The organism is Thioalkalivibrio sp. ALE16 (assembly GCF_000381305.1).
GTDB lineage: Bacteria > Pseudomonadota > Gammaproteobacteria > Ectothiorhodospirales > Ectothiorhodospiraceae > Thioalkalivibrio.
Map to the genome: position 1 here is coordinate 250,836 of NZ_KB906355.1, position 16,782 is coordinate 267,617.

At 69.1% G+C, this 16,782-nt stretch carries 12 protein-coding genes; 5 read left to right on the forward strand and 7 right to left on the reverse strand.

What is annotated here, in order from left to right; translation table 11 throughout:
• Positions 1-46: 46 nt before the first annotated feature.
• Genes F627_RS0103130 through treY form a run of 3 tightly spaced genes read right to left on the reverse strand, consistent with a single transcriptional unit; the run spans position 47 to position 6,356 of the window.
• Positions 47-1,861, reverse strand: a complete 1,815-nt coding sequence (locus F627_RS0103130; protein WP_019583246.1) for a glycoside hydrolase family 15 protein — start codon at positions 1,859-1,861, stop codon at positions 47-49.
• On the reverse strand, positions 1,858-3,636 hold the full coding sequence (gene treZ, locus F627_RS0103135; RefSeq protein ID WP_019583247.1) for a malto-oligosyltrehalose trehalohydrolase: 1,779 nt from the start codon (positions 3,634-3,636) through the stop codon (positions 1,858-1,860). The genes F627_RS0103130 and treZ overlap by 4 nt, the downstream gene beginning before the upstream one ends.
• Positions 3,633-6,356, reverse strand: a complete 2,724-nt coding sequence (gene treY, locus F627_RS0103140) for a malto-oligosyltrehalose synthase (protein WP_019583248.1) — start codon at positions 6,354-6,356, stop codon at positions 3,633-3,635. The genes treZ and treY overlap by 4 nt, the downstream gene beginning before the upstream one ends.
• 226 nt (positions 6,357-6,582) lie before the next feature.
• Between treY and F627_RS0103145 the strand changes: the two genes are divergently transcribed.
• Complete coding sequence (locus tag F627_RS0103145; RefSeq protein ID WP_019583249.1) at positions 6,583-7,059, forward strand: hypothetical protein; 477 nt, start codon at positions 6,583-6,585, stop codon at positions 7,057-7,059.
• A gap of 96 nt (positions 7,060-7,155) precedes the next feature.
• Complete coding sequence (locus F627_RS0103150; RefSeq protein WP_019583250.1) at positions 7,156-7,470, forward strand: hypothetical protein; 315 nt, start codon at positions 7,156-7,158, stop codon at positions 7,468-7,470.
• A gap of 407 nt (positions 7,471-7,877) precedes the next feature.
• Here F627_RS0103150 and ettA read toward each other — a convergent pair whose 3' ends face one another.
• Positions 7,878-9,545, reverse strand: a complete 1,668-nt coding sequence (gene ettA, locus F627_RS0103155; protein WP_019583251.1) for an energy-dependent translational throttle protein EttA — start codon at positions 9,543-9,545, stop codon at positions 7,878-7,880.
• 179 nt (positions 9,546-9,724) lie between these two features.
• Between ettA and crcB the strand changes: the two genes are divergently transcribed.
• Positions 9,725-10,123, forward strand: coding sequence for a fluoride efflux transporter CrcB (gene crcB / locus F627_RS0103160; RefSeq protein ID WP_018865993.1), 399 nt, complete (start codon positions 9,725-9,727; stop codon positions 10,121-10,123).
• The gene (locus F627_RS0103165) at positions 10,120-10,536 is read left to right on the forward strand and encodes a CrcB family protein (protein WP_018879553.1); all 417 of its coding nucleotides are present in this window, start codon (positions 10,120-10,122) and stop codon (positions 10,534-10,536) included. The genes crcB and F627_RS0103165 overlap by 4 nt, the downstream gene beginning before the upstream one ends.
• A gap of 77 nt (positions 10,537-10,613) precedes the next feature.
• Here F627_RS0103165 and F627_RS0103170 read toward each other — a convergent pair whose 3' ends face one another.
• From F627_RS0103170 to F627_RS0103180, 3 genes are read right to left on the reverse strand one after another with little or no spacing between them, the layout of a single operon-like run.
• Positions 10,614-11,546 (reverse strand): isoaspartyl peptidase/L-asparaginase family protein, encoded by a 933-nt coding sequence (locus F627_RS0103170; protein ID WP_019583252.1) that lies wholly within the window; start codon positions 11,544-11,546, stop codon positions 10,614-10,616.
• Positions 11,522-12,967, reverse strand: a complete 1,446-nt coding sequence (locus tag F627_RS0103175; RefSeq protein WP_019583253.1) for a sialidase family protein — start codon at positions 12,965-12,967, stop codon at positions 11,522-11,524. The genes F627_RS0103170 and F627_RS0103175 overlap by 25 nt, the downstream gene beginning before the upstream one ends.
• 21 nt (positions 12,968-12,988) lie before the next feature.
• The gene (locus F627_RS0103180; RefSeq protein ID WP_019583254.1) at positions 12,989-15,697 is read right to left on the reverse strand and encodes a cation-transporting P-type ATPase; all 2,709 of its coding nucleotides are present in this window, start codon (positions 15,695-15,697) and stop codon (positions 12,989-12,991) included.
• Positions 15,698-15,849: 152 nt separating this feature from the next.
• Between F627_RS0103180 and F627_RS0103185 the strand changes: the two genes are divergently transcribed.
• Positions 15,850-16,755, forward strand: a complete 906-nt coding sequence (locus F627_RS0103185) for an alpha/beta hydrolase (protein WP_019583255.1) — start codon at positions 15,850-15,852, stop codon at positions 16,753-16,755.
• Positions 16,756-16,782 lie beyond the last annotated feature (27 nt).

Consider the following 16,782-nt stretch of genomic DNA (forward strand, 5'->3'; position numbering starts at 1 on the left):
CAACGCCGCCCTGATGGGACTTGGACCCATGCGGGTGCACCCGGGGTCAGTTCTTTCTCTGGACCCTGCCCAGCCGGATGCCGGTCGCGATCAGGCCGACGTGGCTGAAGGCCTGCGGGAAGTTGCCGAGGAAGGCCCCGCTGGCCGGGTCGATCTGTTCCGGCAGAAGGCCCAGGTGGTTGCTGCGTTCGCACAGCGAGTCGTAGAGTGCCTGGGCCTCGTCCAGGCGACCTTGACCCAGCAGGTTGTCGGCCAGCCAGAAGCTGCACAGCACGAACGCGCCCTCGTGTCCGGGCAGCCCGTCCGGGGATTCCTCCGGCAGATAGCGGTAAAGCAGGCCGTTTCCGGCACCCAGGCGTCGCACGACGGCCTCGGTGGTGGCGATCATCTTCGGGTGATCCGGGGGGATGACGCCGCGTCCCGGCAGGGCCAGCAGGCTCGCGTCGATGCCGCCGCCACCCAGATGCTCGGTGAGGCTCTGGAGTTCGGGGTCCCAGGCCTGCTCCAGGATCGCTTCGCGGATCTGCCGCGCCTCGGCCCGCCAGAGGGCGCTGTTGCCTTCCATGCCATTGGTCTCGGCCAGCGCGGCACCGCGCTCCAGCGCGACCGCGCAGAGGGCGGCGGAGTAGGTAAAGGGGCGCCCGGCCGTGCGCACTTCCCAGATCCCGTGGTCGGGGTTTTTCCACTCCGTGTTGGCGGATTCGACCAGGCGCCGCAGGCGCCCCCACAGGTGATCGTCCAGCGTGCCGCCCCAGCGGACCCAGCGCCAGGCGCAGTCGAGGATCTCGCCGAACACGTCGTGCTGGCGCTGCTCGACCGCGCCATTCCCCCAGCGTACGGGGCCCGAGCCGCGGTAGCCCTCCAGTTCGGGGTCGCTGCGCTCGGGTTGCGGGAGCTGGCCATCCACGTCGTACAGCACCCGTGGCCAGCCTGCGCGATCGACCGCGTCCAGGGCCCAGCCGATGAAACCGGCGGCCTCGTGGGTCATGCCGATATCGCTCATCGCATAGACCGAAAACGCCGCATCGCGGATCCACGCGTACCGATAGTCCCAGTTGCGGGGGCCGCCGATCGCCTCCGGCAGTGAGGAGGTGGGGGCCGCGATCATCGCCCCGGTGGCGGTGTAGTCCATCAGCTTGAGGGTGACCGCCGAGCGGCGGACGAGCTCTTCCCGGGGACCTTCATAATCGAAATGCCGCATCCATCGTCTCCAGACCAGCAGCGTGGCCTCGAGCAGTTCCTGCGGGGTGCGGGCCTGGAACCGGTGCGTGTGCGGCCCCCAACCGAGCAGCAGGTGATGCTGCTCGCCGGCCTCGAGTTCATGCAGGCTGTCCAGCGCCTCCAGTGGCAGGGAGGTGTTCAGCGCCAGGTCCAGCTCCGGCTGGTGGTGCAGGGCCAGGCGCAGGCCGGCGCCATGCGGCGCAACGGTCGCGCCACCGCGGGGCGCGATCTGCACTCGCAGACGTACCCGGCCCTCCAGCACCTCGATCCGGCGCAGCAGCTCGTTGCGCCCGGCGGGGGCGTCCTCGGAAAGGTCCGCCCCCGCGCGCAGGGGCAGGCAGTCGGTGATGCGAACCCGGCCCTCCGGGCCGGTCATCTCGGTAATCAGTACGGCGGTGTCCGGGATGTAGCGCTGGTGCGAGGCGATCAGCGGTTCCGGGGCCACGCGGAAGGCACCACCGCGCTTTTGGTCCAGCAGGGCGCAGAACAGGGGCTCGGAGTCAAAGCGGGGCACGCACATCCAGGGGATGGCGCCGTCGCGGCCGACCAGCGCGGCGGTGGTGCAATTCCCGATCAGGCCGTGGTCTTCGATGGGCAGGTAGCCGTCGATGCGTTGTACGGGACGGTCGGACAGCGTCACTGCATCACTCCCTCGCCACGCAAGGTGGCCCAAGTGGATCGGTCAGTCCCCAGGATGACCACGGATTCGCCGGGCAGGGTCAGGCGATCCGAGTCCACCACGATACCCGCATCGGAACACAACAGGCTGTGCAGCCCCCGGGCCCCCGGGCAGTGCAGGCGCTGCGGGGCCGGGGTCAGATTGCAGGCCAGCAGCAGCCCCGGCCGCTGTATCTCCAGCCAGCGCGCCGCTTCGTCGAAGCGCACCTCGATCGACTCCAGGCGGTCATCGGCGAAGGTCCAGTGGGTGTGGCGCAGGGCGATCAGCGCGCGATACCAGCGCAGGATCCGGGCATGGGGTGCGCGTTCGCGCTCGTCCCAGTTCAGCCGGGAGCGTACGAAGGTCTCGCGGGATTGTGGATCGGGGATGTCGCGGGGATCGCGCAGGAAGGCCGCGAACTCGCGCCGGCGGCCTTCGCGAATCGCCCGCCCGAGCTCGGCATCGACATGATCGGTGAAATACAGGAACGGCGCTGTGGCCGCCCATTCCTCGCCCTGGAACAGCAGGGGCACGAAGGGGCTGGTCAGCACCAGTGCGGCCCCGATCTCCAGCAGGCCGGGGGCGAGTTCCGCACCGATGCGGTCGCCGCGCGCCCGGTTGCCGATCTGGTCATGGTTTTGCAGGCAGCCGATGAAGCGCCGCCCGGGCAGGTCGGATGCCGGGCGGCCGTGGGTACGCCGACGGTAGTGCGAGTAGCGGCCGTCGTAGGCGAGGCCCCGGGTCAGCACCCGGGCGAAATCCGCGAGCTGTCCGAAGTCCGCGTAGTAGCCGTCGGACTCGCCGGTCAGCAGGGCATGCAGGGCGTGGTGGAAGTCCTCGTTCCACTGCGCGTCCAGGCCATAGCCGCCGACCTCGACCGGCCGGGTCACGCGCGGGTCGTTGCGGTCGTTCTCCGCGATGACCACCAGATGCCGCCCGAGCGCGCGCCCCAGGCGCTGCACCTCGGCGGCGAGCTGCTCGAGGAAATGGGTGGCCGAGGTATCGACGATCGCGTGCACCGCGTCGAGGCGCAGGCCGTCGAGGTGATAGTCACGCAGCCACATCCGGGCGTTGTCGATGAAGAAGCGGCGCACGGCATCGCTGTCGGGCCCGTCGAGGTTGACCGCCTCGCCCCAGGGGGTCTGGTAGCGGTCGGTGAAATACGGGCCGAACTGTGCCAGGTAGTTGCCGTCCGGGCCGAGGTGGTTGTAGACCACGTCCAGCAGCACCGCGAGGCCCCGCTGGTGGCAGGCATCGACCAGGCGTTTCAGACCCTCGGGGCCCCCGTAGGCGTGATGCGGGGCATACAGGTTCACCCCGTCGTAGCCCCAGCCGCGCGCGCCGGGGAACTCCGCCACCGGCATCAGTTCCAGATGGGTCACGCCGAGCTCGGCCAGATGGTCCAGGCGCTCGGTCACGCCGTCGAAACTGCCCGCCGGGGTGAAGGTGCCGACGTGGATCTCCTGGATCACCGCCGCGGCCAGCGGCGGCGCCTGCCAGCCGGCGTCGTGCCAGTCGAAGCGGGCATGGTCCAGCCAGCGCGACGGGCCGTGCACGCCCTGGGGCTGCCAGGCGGAGCGCGGATCGGGGAACGGGCCGTTGCCGTCGACGCGGAAGGCGTAGTCGCTGCCGTGCACCACTTGCTCTGTCTCCAGCGACCACCAGCCGTCTGCCTGGTGGTCCATCGGCATGCGATTGTCAACGCACTCCAGCTCGACCCGATTCGCCTCCGGGGCCCACACGCGCACGGTCGTCATGGCGCGGCCTGCTCGCGTTCGAGGAGAGCCACCGGAAACGCCGCCAGGATCTCCGCGACCGGATGCTCGCCGCCTTGCAACGTCGCGCCGCACAGGTGGCTGTGCCAGGTGCCGGGGGGCAGCATCAGCCGGGTGTCGCGCCAGTCGCCCGCGAGTCCGAGTACCAGGCGCGGGACCAGAACCAGGGCGCCGTTGCCGCGCAGGTAGGCGACCACGTGACTGGCGCGTTCGCCGCTGGCGCGCAGCGGGGTGTACGCGGCATCCGGGTCGAACCATTCCGGGTGACGGCGGCGCAGGGCCAGGGTCTGCTGCACCACCCACTGCTTGGGCAGGCCCTCGTCGGCGCGCGCCTGGATCTGCGCCGGGGTCAGGTGCTGGAGATCTTCCAGCAGCCGGGCACGCGTGGCGAAGTCCACCGGGCGGCGGTTGTCCGGATCGACCAGGCTCAGGTCCCACAGCTCGCTGCCCTGGTAGAGGTCCGGGACCCCGGGCGCGGTCAGCTTGATCAGCGTCTGCGCCAGGCTGTTGGTGCGGCCGGGAGCGACCAGCGGCCGCACGAACGACTCCAGCGCCTCGCGAAACCCGGGGTCGCCCAGGGTCCCGGCCACGAACGCGCGCAGGGCCTGTTCGTAGTCCTCCTGTGGTTGGGTCCAGCTGGTTTGCAGCTTGCCCTCGCGTGCGGCCTTTTCCATGTAGGCGGTCATGCGCTTGACGTCGATCGGCCAGGCGCCCACCAGGGTCTGGTAGTAGAGATACTCGATCGCCGGGTCCGGCCATTCACCGTTGCGGTGGCGAGCGTTCTGGCGCATCCAGCCGCGCACGCCTGTGGCCCATGCCTCCGGGATCTCCGAAAGCAGCAGCAGGCGGGCGCGCACGTCCTCGCTGCGCTTGGTGTCATGGGTCGAGGTGGTCAGCATCGCCTCCGGGTGAAGCGTCCGGGCGCGGGCGCTGGCCGCGTGGAATTCGTCCACCGCTATCCCGAAGCGACCGGGGTCACCGCCGACCTCGTTGAGGGCCGTCAGGCGGTGGTAGCGGTACAGCGCGGTATCCTCCACGCCCTTGGCCATTGCCGGGCCGGTCAGCTGCTGGAAGCGCAGGGCCAGCTCGGTCACGTGCTCGCCGGGGATGCGCAGCAGGAGCAGGTCACGCAGGAACTGCAGCAATTCGCTGTCCAGTTCCGGGCGGCGCGCGGCGGCCTGCTCGATCGCGGTCTCGACGCGGGCGATGTCGGCCGCCGTCACGCCACCTTCGCGCGGGGCGAGGTAGGTGCGGTAGACCGGGAAGCAGGCGGCTGCCTCCAGCAGGGCGAGGTACAGCTCGTGGCGGGTGTAGTCGCGGTGGCGCCGGTGTTGCTCGCAGATCGCCACGAACAGCGAGCTCAGGCGGTTCAGCTCGCTGCCGAGCAGGTCCTTCAGCACTAGGCGCTTGCATTCGTAGACCCGCCCCGGGTAGTCGGCGTCTTCGCCCGTGAGTTCCTCGAACAGCCGCGTCAGCGGGGCCTCGCCGGCCGGGTCCACGAACAGCCCCTGCACGCGGTTGAGGAAGTCGTAGCCGGTGGTGCCGGCGATTGGCCAGTCGCGCGGCAACGACTCGTTGGGCTCGAGGATCTTCTCGGCGACGATCCAGGTGCCCGGACAGGCGCGGCGCAACTGGCTGAAGTACTGCCCGGGATCGCGCAGGCCATCCGGATGGTCGACTCGCAGGCCGTGCACCGCGCCTTCCGCCACCCAGCGCACCGGCAGTGCATGCACGGCCCGGAACACGTCCTCCCGCTCCTGGCGCAGTCCGGCCAGGTCGTTGATGTCGAAGAACCGCCGGTAGCCGAGGTCGCGTCCGGCCGTGCGCCACCAGGCGAGGCGGTAGTTCTGCTTCTCGATCAGGGCATCCAGCGCATCGGGATCGGCGTTGATCCGGGCCACCTCGGCCGCGATGGCCTCGGCGGCCGCCGGGTCGTCGCGGGTGATTTCGTCCAGCAACTGGCGAATGACGCCCTGGTCGCGGTGCCGGCGTGCTACCGAGTCGCGCCCGGTGAGCTGGGGCTGCGGGAGGCGTGCGCAGGATTCCGCGAGAAAGCCCAGAAACTCGATGCCCGTGGCGCGACCGGCGCGGTCGAGCAGGTCATTGAGCGAGGATGGATCCAGCGGGAAGCGGTGCTCGTAATAGGCAAGATCGAACAGTCCACCATCGTATTGCAGACGGATCTCGCCGGCCTCGAGGACGCGGCCGTAATGATCACCCAGCACCGGGAGCAGGACCTTGTTGGGCCAGCGCTCCTCCGAAGACTCCCAGTCCACGTCGAAATGCATCGCGAACCGGCTGGACGGCCCGTTCTCCAGCACATCCCACCACCACGGGTTCTGGTCTCCGGCCACCGCCATGTGGTTGGGTACGATGTCCAGCACCAGCCCCATCCCGGCGGCCTCCAGCGCCGCGCACAGGCGCTGGCGCGCCGCCTCGCCGCCGAGTCCGTCGTTGACCCGGGAGGGGTCGACGACATCGTAGCCATGGGTGCTGCCGCGCACCGCCTGCAGGATCGGCGAGAGATACACGTGCGAGATGCCCAGCCGCGCCAGATAGGGGACGACCTCGGCGGCGTCGTCCAGCGTGAAGCCCGGGTGCAGCTGCAGGCGGCAGGTCGCGATGCGTTCGGGCTGCACGCGCTGCCCTTCGCGGCGCTCGGCGGCGTCCGCGCTTGCTGTGCTGCCGAAGGATTCCTGCATCGCCCTCCGCCCCGACGCCCGACCGGCCCGCGAACGGGGCCCTGCTCAGCGACTGCGTCATGTGAATATGGACCAGATTCCGGGGGAAGGGAATGCACGTCCGGCCGCAAGCACCGATCGGCCCAGCGCCAGCGGTTGAGCGCGACCCCCTGCCGGGCCTCGGGGGGTGCGCAGTGGAATGGGGTAAGCTTCCCTTCCGTACCCATCCCTGCAAAGGAGTTCCCGCATGCGTCGTGCGCTGGTATTGCCTGGCGGTTTGCTGTCGGTGTTGGCCGTTTTTCTGGTTTCCGTGAATGCGCAAGCGGCCGAGGCCGCGAACCTGGTCCTGGATGGCGAGGAATACGCGCTGGAGATGGAGGTCTGCGATTTCTCCGGTGACGCGGATGATCGCTACCAGACGCTGGTGGCGCGTGCCGATACCGATCGCGGTCCGCTGCGGGTGTTTGCGTCGCGCAACGAGGTCGCCGGGATGCTGACGCATTCGATTTCGGCCCAGTTTGGCGATGTCCGTGCGGGGGGCGAGGTGCTGGAGGCCAATCGGACGCGCATGGGCGAGCAGTGGATCAGCGTCGCCGGCGGTGCGCGCGAGCCGCTGATCCGGATTGACGGTGGCGAACTGCAGGCCGAGGGCCGGTTCGTCGATACCGGCATGACCGCCGAGCCGGTGGACGGGCGCCTGACCGCGATCTGCGATCGCCGATAAGGTTGGCGGGGCGGCTGCGACCACTGCATCATTTCCGCCCGGTTGGGGCGCGTCTCCCTGACCACCTGACGTGTCGAATTTCAGGAGGCCTCCGGGATGATCAAGGAATCGGACTGGAAACGGTTCAGCCAGTTGAAGAAAACCGCACTGGAACGTTACTGCGAGCGCGCCCTGGCCGATTGCCGGGCGACGATGGAACAGGAAGACCGGTCGAACCACGAACGCTTTCTGGATCTTTACCAGCACGTGCGCGAGTGTGACAAGCGGCTGGCGTTCCTCTTCGATGGCCATGCCCGCTCGAAGGCGCTGGATCAGTTCCGGTGCCTGCGCCGCGAAGGGCTGATCGAGGATGCGGAACTGGAAGGATTCACCACGGAATTCGTGGAGCAGACCCGGCCGCGGGGCCCGTAGCCTCGAGTTCAGCCGGGCGCCAGTGAAACGGGTTTTGCCCGTGAACGGATAGCGGTCTTTCGGGCCGCAAAAGGCCGACCTGATTAGCAACGAGCGTCAGTCAGGCTCAAGGGCCGTGCGGGCCCGGGTCTGCAGCCGTCCCCTGTTTCGTCATCCCGGAAACCGCGCAGCGGTTATCCGGGATCTCCACGGTATGGGGTGCCCGTACGTTGGGGCTGGACCGGCGTGTGGAGATCCCGGCTCTCCGCTGCGCTACGGCCGGGATGACGGAGGGGGCGCTACGGCCTGGATCAACGCAATCCGGGGCGAGCCATGCACGCCCCCGAATGGGCCTCGCCACTGGCTGACGCTCGTTGCGAATCAGGAAAGCCGAAGGCCCGGCGGGTGCCGGGCCTTCGGGGGGTAGGTCAGGAGGCGAGTCGCTTGTATTTGACCCGGTGCGGCTGGTCGGCCTCGGCACCCAGCCGCTTGTGGCGGTCTTCCTCGTATTCCTGGTAGTTGCCGTCGAAGAACACCACGTTGCCGTCCTCCTCGAACGCGAGGATGTGGGTGGCGATGCGGTCCAGGAACCAGCGGTCATGCGAGATCACGATCGCGGAGCCGGGGAAGTCCAGCAGGGCCTCTTCCAGCGCGCGCAGGGTCTCGACGTCCAGGTCGTTGGTCGGTTCGTCGAGCAGCAGGAAGTTGCCGCCGCTTTGCAGCAGCTTGGCGAGATGCACGCGGTTGCGTTCCCCCCCGGACAGTTCCTTCATGCGCTTCTGCTGGTCGGTGCCCTTGAAGTTGAAGCGGCCGACGTAGGCGCGTGAGGGCATCTGGAAGTTGCCGACCTGGATGATGTCCTGGCCGTTGGAGATCTCCTCCCAGACGGTCTTCTCGTCCTGTAGCGCGTCGCGGCTCTGGTCGACATAGGCCAGCTGCACGGTCTCGCCCAGCTCGATCGAGCCATCGTCCGGCTGGTCCTGCCCGGCAATCATGCGGAACAGGGTGGTCTTGCCGACGCCGTTCGGGCCGATTACACCGATCAGCGCGCCGCGCGGCACGGAGAACGACAGGCCCTGGTAGAGCACACGGTCGCCAAAGTGCTTGGACAGGTTCTCCACCTCCAGCACCTTGTCGCCCAGGCGCGGGCCCGGCGGGATGTAGATCTCCTTGGTCTCGGAGCGCTTCTGGTAGTCGGTGGAGGCGATCTCCTCGAAGCGCTTCAGCCGCGCCTTGCTCTTGGCACCCCGGCCCTTCGGGTTGGAGCGCACCCACTCGAGCTCGGATTCCATCGCCTTCACGCGGGCGGCCTCGGCCTTTTCTTCCTGCTTCAGGCGCTTTTCCTTCTGTTCCAGCCACTGCGAGTAGTTGCCCTGGAACGGGATGCCCTGGCCGCGGTCCAGCTCGAGGATCCAGCCGGCCACGTTGTCGAGGAAGTAGCGGTCATGGGTGACGGCGACCACGGTGCCCTGGAACTCCTGCAGGAAGCGCTCCAGCCAGGCCACGGACTCGGCGTCCAGGTGGTTGGTCGGCTCGTCGAGGATCAGCATGTCCGGGCTGGACAGCAGCAGACGGCACAGCGCCACGCGGCGGCGCTCACCGCCGGACAGGGTCTTCACGTCGGCATCCCACGGCGGCAGGCGCAGGGCGTCGGCGGCCACCTCCAGCTTGCGCTCGAGGTTGTGGCCGTCAGCGGCCTCGATCTTCGCCTCCAGCTCGCCCTGCTTGGCGGCCAGGGCGTCGAAGTCCGCATCCGCCTCGGCGTAGGCGGCATACACCTGATCCAGCTCGGCCAGCGCCTCCTTGATCGGGGCTACGGCCTCCTCGACGTTGCCGCGCACGTCCTTGCTCTCGTCGAGCTGCGGCTCCTGCGGCAGGTAGCCGATGTTGATGCCCGGCTGCGGGCGCGCCTCGCCGACGATGTCCGTGTCCACGCCCGCCATGATGCGCAGCAGGGTGGATTTCCCCGCACCGTTGTAGCCCAGCACGCCGATCTTGGCGCCCGGGAAGAAGTTCAGGTTGATGTCCTTGAGGATGTACTTCTTCGGCGGGACGATCTTGCCCACGCCGTTCATCGTAAAGATGTACTGCGCCATGATGCTCCTGCGACCTAAGCGGTTTGAATGAGGGGCGGGCCACTGACGGCCCGCACTGCGCCCGCACTTTACCATTCTGACGAGGGTGAAGCCCGAATGCCGCCGGATTTCGACGCCTGCCCGCGCGCTGGCCGGCCAGAGTGCTCGACAGGTTGGGCGGTGCCGCTGACAATGGCGCCATGATCGCGTGGTGGGAGGGCCTGTTGCTGGTGGGAGCCGGGGGTGCGCTGGGGGGGCTGGCGCGCTTCTGGCTGTCGCAGTGGATCGACAACCGCACCGGGGGCGGCCGCTTCCCGTGGGGGACATTGGCGGTGAATGCTTCCGGTGCGCTGCTGATCGGGCTGGCGCTGGGATGGGCATCGGGGCCGGCGCTGGCCTCCGGGCTCTGGCTGCTGCTGGTGGTGGGTGTGCTCGGCAGCTTCACCACGGTCTCCTCGTTCAGCCTGCAGGTGGTCGGGGTCGCGGAGCAGGACGGGCTGCGCCCGGCGCTGGTCTACGTCCTGCTGACCCTGGGCGGGGGGCTGGCGCTGGTGGCCATCGGGCACGCGCTGGGCCGTCTGGCAGGGGGTGCGGCGTGACCGGGTATTCGCTGCGGCTCTCGCTGTTCGTGGCGCTGGGGGCCGCGCTCGGCAGCATGGCGCGCTACGGCGTCTCCTGGACCGGGCTGCACCTGGCCGGGACCGGCTTTCCCTGGGACACGCTGGCCGTGAACGTGGCCGGGTCGTGGCTGATCGGGCTGTATGCGGTGATCAGCGCGCCGGGCGGCTGCCGCCCGGCCGACCCGGTGTTTCGTCATTTCATGCTGGCCGGGGTTTGCGGCGGCTTTACGACCTTCTCGGTGTTCAGCCTCGAGAGCCTGTGGCTGATGCAGTCGGGTGCTGCAGGCCGCGCCGGGCTTTATGTGGGCGTGTCCCTGGTGCTGTGGATTGTCGGGGTGTGGCTGGGCAGCCGCATGGGGCGGCGCTGGAACGCCACTGCGGCGCAGGGTTGAACCCCTCGGGGCGTGAGACTGAGCGCCGTTTCACGACCCGCGCGTCGGGTGATTCCGCGGTCGCTGGCGTGGCCCGGTCAACCGGCCGGCGGTTCGATGCGCGTCCGGCTCGGGCCCGCGTGTTCGATCCAGCCGTGGAGCATGCGCGGGGTGGTGGTGCCGGCCGCGCAGCGCCCGTTGCGGTCGATCACGATGGCCCCGCCGTAGCCCGCGAGCCGCTCCCGCAGGCGCTGCAGGCTCGCGTTCAGGGCCTCGGCGGCGCTCAGTCCAAGATACTCGACACGGTCGGCCAGTTCCCGGGCAAACACACTGCGCAGGAAATGCTCGCCATGCCCGGTCGCGGAGATGGCGGCGGTGGCATCGTCCGCGTACACGCCCGCGCCGGGGATGGGCGAGTCGCCGACCCGGCCCGAGCGCTGGCCGGTCATCCCGCCGGTGGAGGTGGCCGCGGCCAGATGGCCGTGGCGATCGCGCGCGACCGCGCCGATAGTCCCGGGCGCGGGTTCGTCATGATCCAGTGTGACCCGGCCCTGGCACAGGGCGCGCTCCAGCTGTTCCCGCCGCTGCGGGGTGATCAGGGTCTCCTCGTCCACCTGCGGCATCCCGATCTCGCGGGCGAAGCTGGCGGCGCCGTCCGCGACCAGCAGCACATGTTCCCCGTCGTCGAGGACCGCTCGCGCCAGCCGGATCGGGTTGGCAATGCCGCGAACCGCCGCGACGGCCCCCGCAGCGAGAGCCGCGCCATCCATGATCGCGGCATCCAGTTCCACGGTCCCGTCCCGGGTCAGGACGGCACCGGTGCCGGCATTGAACAGCGGGTTGTCCTCGAGCCGCGCCGCGCAGTACTCCACGGTATCCAGGGCGGTATCGCCCCGCGCCAGCCGCTCGCGACCGGCCTCCAGTACCGCGTGCAGCGCGGCGTGGTAGCGGCCGGCGGTCTGTGGATCCCCGGCCTCGCGGATCTGCCCGGCGCCGCCGTGAATCATCAGCGAGAAGGGTTCGGATGGCATCCGCCCTCCTCGATCTGGCCGCGGATCAGCAGGATGTCGCTGTTGCTTGCCGGGATGAAGCGGCTCTGAGCAATCGCGATAGCCCCGTGGCGGTTGACCGCCATGCGCCGTTTCAACTGCCCCTGCAGGCCCCCGCTGTAGGGGGTGTCGAGCGTGCCCGGGACCGCCTCGACAGGCCCGAACCGCGCGGACTTCAGCGGCGCGTGGGTAAAAGCCAGGCCCCAGGGGCGATCGGTCGGGTGGGGATAGCGCTGCCAGACCAGATACAGACACCGGTCGTCCCGGGCCAGATTCGGGAAGCCGCCCGGCCACTGATCCGCGTCGATCCGGGTAGGCGGTGCAAAGTCCAGGGTGTCGGCGTCTGCGCGACTGACATGCAGGCGGCGGAAATGGGGCTGCCGGTAATCCTCCAGATCGTTGGCCGGGATCGCCCCGAAGGCCAGGTGAACAACGCCCTCCGCGTCCACCACCAGCACCGGGGCGTCGGCATGGCCCGGGTGCTCCAGCGCGGTGGCCGGTTCGGAAAAGCCGGCGTCCAGGTTGTTCGAGTGGGCGATCCGGATGTCCGCGTACGGACTGTCACCCTCCGACCAGGCCAGCAGCACGCGACCGGACGGCGTCTGTGCAAGGGCCGGGGCGCGGGCCGGCACAGAGTTGTCCGGGTTGACGGTCACGGGTTCGGCGAAGGACGCGCCGCGATCCGCCGAATAGGTGACGCGCAGCGGACCTTGGTACTCGGTCCAGGCCGCGACCACCTCGCCGGTGGTCGTCAGCAGCAGGTCCAGGCTGCCGTTGTCCCAGCGCTGGGCGGTGATGCGGCCCTTGCCGGCACCGTCGCGCGAACGGGACAGGTTCTGGTGTCCCTCGAACGAGCGGCCTCCGTCGCGGGATCGGGCGTACAGGATCTCGCCGCCGTGGTCGCCGCCGGTAAACAGGATCTCCTGCCACAGCAGGTGCACGTCGAAGGCGTCGGCGTCGTCCGGCGCCGGTTCGACCGCGACCCGCGGCAGCCAGGAAAAGGTGCCCGGCACGCCGCCGATCCGGGTCGGTCGCTCGAAGACCGCCCGGCCGTCGCGGTCGTAGCGCTGCAGGAACAGGGTCTGCTGCGCCTGGTCGGCCCAGACGACCAGCGCGTCGCCATGGTCATTGATCGCCACCGAGGCATCGTCGACATAGCGAAAATCCGAGGCGTTCATGCGCCAGGGGCCGCGGAAGGCCTCGCCGCGCGCGACCTCGACCGGCTCCTCCCAGGCGACCCGGGATTCGGGTGCGTCTCCCGCCAGGGCCGCTGGCCCCCACAGGGCAAGGGCGAGCGCGCACAGGGGGGCCAGCGAGGCCCTGGTCGGGTGCAGCGCAGGGGGCGTATGAACGCTGGCGTTGGGGGCGGGGTATCGATTTACGGGCGTGTCTGTCGCGGCCATGGGCAGCCTCCCGGGAATACCCTACTGGTGGGGGTTGAAACCGCGTCGGCGCAGCAGCGTCTTTTCGAGTTCGACCAGCGTGAACAGGATCAGGCCGAAGGCGAGGATGCGCAGCCATTCCCCCGGCCCGATGGCGGTGGTGCCAAACAGCAGCTGCAGCGGCGGGGCGTAGGTGAACAGGCCCTGCAGCACGATCAGCACGCCGACCGCGATCAGCACGGGGCGGCTACCGAACAGGCCTGCCCGGTTCAGTGCCGGTTCCAGGATGTAGCGGCTGTTGAACAGGAAGAACAGCTGGCCCATGACCAGGGTGTTGATGGCCACGGTGCGCGCGAATTCCTCCGCCACGCCCTGCTGCTCCAGCCACAGGAAGTGGCCGAAGGTGCCGGCCACCAGCAGCGCGGAGACGAAGCCGATGCGCCAGAGCAGGAAGCCGGACAGTAGCGGCGTGTTGGGTGGCCGCGGCGGGCGCTGCATGGTGCCGGGTTCGGTGGGCTCGAAGGCCAGTGCCAGGGCCAGGGTGACCGCGGTGACCATGTTGACCCACAGCACCTGCACCGGTGTCAGCGGCAGGGTGAGGCCGAGCAGGATCGCGGCGACGATGGTGAAGGCCTGGCCGCCGTTGGTGGGCAGCAGGAACAGGATGGCCTTCTTCAGGTTGTCGTAGACGGTGCGGCCTTCCTCCACCGCGTTGGCGATGGAGGCGAAGTTGTCGTCGGCCAGCACCATCTCCGAGGCCTCGCGCGCGGCCTCGGTGCCCTTTACGCCCATGGCCACGCCGACATCGGCGCGCTTGAGGGCGGGGGCATCGTTGACACCGTCGCCGGTCATTGCGACCACGTCGCCGTGGCTCTGGATCGCGCGCACCAGGCGCAGCTTGTGCTCCGGCGTGGCGCGGGCGAACACGTCCACATGGCGGACCTGCTCCGCGAGTTCCGCGTCGCTGGCGCTTTCCAGCTCGTGCCCGACCACCACACCGCCCTCGGTACTGATGCCCAGCTCGTCGGCGATCGCGCGCGCGGTCACGCCGTGATCGCCGGTGATCATCTTCACGCGGATGCCGGCCTCCTGGCAGTGGGCCACCGCCTCGATCGCCTCCTCGCGTGGCGGGTCGATGATCCCGCAGACCGCCACCAGGGTGAGCCCGCCATCCTCGATGTCGGAGAACTCCAGTTCCTGGCGGTGATCCTCCATGCGCCGGGTGGCCAGGGCGAGCAGGCGCTGGCCGCGCGCGGCGACGCCGTCCATCCATTGCTGCCAGTGCTCGGCGTCCAGGGGCGCCTCGCCATCGGCGGTACGCTGCTGGCTGCATACGGCCAGCACGCGTTCCGGCGCCCCCTTGAGAAAGACGAAGGCGCCGCCTTCATGGTCATGGTGCAGGGTAGCCATGAACTTGTAGGACGACTCGAATGGGATCACGTCGTCCCGCACGAAGCGCTCGTTGATCGCCTTCGGATCCAGCCCGCCCTTCATCGCGGCGACGATCAGGGCCCCCTCGGTCGGGTCGCCCTCCATGGTCCACTGGTCGTCCTTCAGATAGACCTCGGCATCGTTGCACAGCAGGAGGCCGCGCAGGACCTCGGCCAGCAGGGGATCGGCCTCCGGGTCCGCCTCCTGGCCGTCGCGGGTAATGCCGCCGTGCGGCTCGTAGCCGACCCCGCCCAGCTCGTACTCCGCCTGCGTGGTGATGATGCTCTTCAGCGTCATTTCGTTGCGGGTGAGGGTGCCGGTCTTGTCCGAGCAGATGGTGGTGACGGAGCCCAGGGTCTCCACCGCCGGCAGGCGGCGGATGATCGCGTTGCGCGTGGCCATGCGCTGCACCCCGATCGCCAGGGTGATGGTCATGATCGCCGGCAGGCCCTCGGGGATCGCCGCCACCGCCAGGCTGACCGCGGCGAGGAAGGTCTCCACCAGGTCGTAGTCGCGCACCCAGTAGCCGAAGGCGAAGGTCGCCGCCGCCAGGACGCCGATGGCCACCGACAGCCAGCGGCCGAACTGGGCGATCTGGCGCAGCAGCGGGGTGGTCAGGGTCTCCACCTCGCCGATCAGGGTGGAGATGCGGCCGATCTCGGTATCGGCCCCGGTGCCGACCACCACCCCGCGGCCCTGGCCAAAGGCCACCAGCGTGCCGGAATAGGCCATCGAACGGCGATCGCCAAGGTCGGATGCGGCCGCCACCGGCTCGCTCTGCTTGTCGCTGGCGACCGACTCGCCGGTCAGCGCGGCCTCGTCGATGCGCATGTTGTGCGCCCCGGTCAGGCGCAGGTCCGCCGGGACGCGGTCCCCGGCCTGCAGATACACGATGTCGCCGGGGACCAGCGTCTCTGCGGGAATACTGTGGCGCTGGCCGTCACGCAGGACCTGGGCGCGGGGCGAGAGCATCCCGCGGATCGCGTCCAGCGCCTTCTCCGCCTTGCCCTCCTGGATGAAGCCGATGATGGCGTTGATCAGCACCACCCCCAGGATGACGCCGGTATCCAGCCAGTGACCAAGGAACGCGGTACCCACCGCCGCGGCGATCAGCACGTAGATCAGCACATTGTGGAACTGCAGCAGGAAGCGCCGGACGGGGCCGGTGCGCGCGGCCTCCGGCAGGCGGTTGGGGCCGACATCCTGAAGCCGCTGTTCCGCGGCGGACGAGGCGAGTCCGTGCGCGTCCGTCTCCAGACGCCGGAGCACTTCGTCGGTCTTCAGGGCATGCCAGTCGCGTGACGGGTCGCGATCGCTCATGGGTCTCCCGGAGATGTATCACCCAGTGGATCCGGACCTGCTTATCATGCGCCGGCGCGGCCCGCGCTGTCAGGCCATGGCGCGCAGCCGGGGTGGAATTTTCCCAGCGCGAACGAGTCTATTTCCAGACGACTCAATAACAGGAGGTTCCCATGTCTCGCTGGATTGCCACGGCTGCCCTGACAGTGGCCGGATTGGTCGCGGCCTCGAACGTGATGGCGGCGGAGAAGGTTACGCTGGAACACGATGACCGAACCCTGATCGGTCATATGAAGGAAGGCATGGGGGCGAGCCCCTCCGACGGGGTTGTCCTGATGCTGCACGGCACCCTGGCGCACGGGCGCATGGAGGTGATGGCCGCGGTGCAGGATCTGCTGGCGGACCATGGCCTGAATACGCTGTCCGTCAATCTGAGCTACGGCATCGACGCGCGCGAGGGGATGTTCGAATGCGATGCCCCGGTGCGTCACGGCGTGGATGACCATCTGCAGGAGTTGAGCCTGTGGCATCAATGGCTGCAGGACGAGGGCTATGGTCCGGTCACCCTGTTTGGCCACTCGCGCGGTGGCAACCAGGTGGCCCGCTACCTGACCGAGCATGACCCGGACGGCATCCGCGCCCTGGTGCTGGTGGCCGCGTCCACCTTCGACGAGGACGAGGCTGCGAGCGAGTACGAGGAACAAAGCGGTATGCCGCTTCAGGTGCTCCTGGATCAGGCCCGCGAGCTCCAGCGCATGGGCCAGGAAGAGACCCTGATGGAGGATGTGCGTTTCCTCTACTGCGAGGAGCTGGACGTGACCCCGCGCGCTTTCCTCGGCTACTACGAGCCGACCCGCCAGAACGATACCCCGACGGTGATCCGCGGGATGCAGATCCCGACGCTGGTGATCACGGGTTCCGAGGACGACGTGGTGCCGGACCTGCCGGAGAAGGTCGAGGCGGTGAAGGACCGCGGCGACATCACCCTGATGACCGTGGACGGCGCGGGGCACTTCTTCCGTGACTTCTTCGCGGACGACGTGGCCGACTTCACCGCGGACTTCATCGATCAGAACTGAGCTCCAGCCCGCAATAGGAACGGCGCC

Bases quoted from the DNA above. Each gene is read 5' to 3' on its own strand.
- ettA (WP_019583251.1), bottom strand. From the start codon at position 9,545: ATGGCGCAGTACATCTTTACGATGAACGGCGTGGGCAAGATCGTCCCG.
- F627_RS0103175 (WP_019583253.1), bottom strand. From the start codon at position 12,967: ATGGCCGCGACAGACACGCCCGTAAATCGATACCCCGCCCCCAACGCC.
- treZ (WP_019583247.1), bottom strand. From the start codon at position 3,636: ATGACGACCGTGCGCGTGTGGGCCCCGGAGGCGAATCGGGTCGAGCTG.
- F627_RS0103150 (WP_019583250.1), top strand. From the start codon at position 7,156: ATGATCAAGGAATCGGACTGGAAACGGTTCAGCCAGTTGAAGAAAACC.
- treY (WP_019583248.1), bottom strand. From the start codon at position 6,356: ATGCAGGAATCCTTCGGCAGCACAGCAAGCGCGGACGCCGCCGAGCGC.
- F627_RS0103185 (WP_019583255.1), top strand. From the start codon at position 15,850: ATGTCTCGCTGGATTGCCACGGCTGCCCTGACAGTGGCCGGATTGGTC.
- F627_RS0103170 (WP_019583252.1), bottom strand. From the start codon at position 11,546: ATGCCATCCGAACCCTTCTCGCTGATGATTCACGGCGGCGCCGGGCAG.
- F627_RS0103145 (WP_019583249.1), top strand. From the start codon at position 6,583: ATGCGTCGTGCGCTGGTATTGCCTGGCGGTTTGCTGTCGGTGTTGGCC.
- crcB (WP_018865993.1), top strand. From the start codon at position 9,725: ATGATCGCGTGGTGGGAGGGCCTGTTGCTGGTGGGAGCCGGGGGTGCG.
- F627_RS0103180 (WP_019583254.1), bottom strand. From the start codon at position 15,697: ATGAGCGATCGCGACCCGTCACGCGACTGGCATGCCCTGAAGACCGAC.